General features: G+C 71.9%; 1 protein-coding gene. It reads left to right on the top strand.

The window, feature by feature from the left end:
* Positions 1 to 860 (top strand): acyltransferase domain-containing protein (locus tag PUR71_RS14185; RefSeq protein ID WP_329927329.1); only part of this gene is annotated, 860 nt, incomplete at both ends.

The following is an 860-nucleotide window of genomic DNA, read 5'->3' as shown; positions in this document are numbered from 1 at the left end:
CGTTCGGGATCAGTGGGACGAACGCGCACGTGATCGTCGAGGAGGCGGTGGAGGAGGACGCCGCGGCCGAGGAGCCGTCGGTCGTTGCCGGTGTGGTGCCGTGGGTGGTCTCGGCGAAGTCGGAGGCGGCGCTGGACGCGCAGCTGGAGCGGCTCGCCGGGGTCGGCGGCTCGGCCGTGGACGTGGGGCTCGCGCTGGCGGGGCGGTCGGGGTTCCGGCACCGGGCGGTGCTGGTGGATGGTGCGGAGGTTGCGCGTGGGGTGGCGGGGGAGCGGTCGGCGGCGTTCCTGTTCTCGGGGCAGGGGTCCCAGCGGTTGGGGATGGGGCGGGAGTTGTCTGCCCGGTTCCCGGTGTTCGCCCGCGCTTTCGACGAGGTGTGTGACGCGCTGGAGCTGCCGCTTCGGGACGTCGTGTGGGGTTCGGACGCGGAGCTTCTCAACCGGACCGCATACGCCCAGGCCGGGTTGTTCGCGGTCGAGGTGGCGCTGTTCCGGCTCGTCGAATCGCTGGGCGTTCGCGCGGAGTTCGTGGCGGGGCACTCGATCGGTGAGATCGCGGCGGCGCATGTGGCCGGGGTGTTCTCGCTGGCGGACGCCTGCAGGCTCGTGAGTGCTCGGGGCCGGTTGATGCAGGCGCTGCCGTCCGGTGGTGCGATGCTGGCGGTGCAGGCGACGGAGGAGGAAGTCCTGCCGCTGCTGGGCGAGTTCGTGTCGATCGCCGCCGTCAACGGCCCGACCTCCGTCGTCGTCTCCGGGACGGAGGAGGCCGTCGCGGCGATCGAGAAGCACTTCGCCGACCGCAAGACCACGCGGCTGAAGGTCTCGCACGCCTTCCACTCCCCGTTGATGGACCCGATGCTG

Source organism: Streptomyces sp. SP17BM10, assembly GCF_036322405.1.
In the GTDB taxonomy this organism is placed as follows: domain Bacteria; phylum Actinomycetota; class Actinomycetes; order Streptomycetales; family Streptomycetaceae; genus Kitasatospora.
This window is presented reverse-complemented; position numbering and strand designations above follow the sequence as displayed.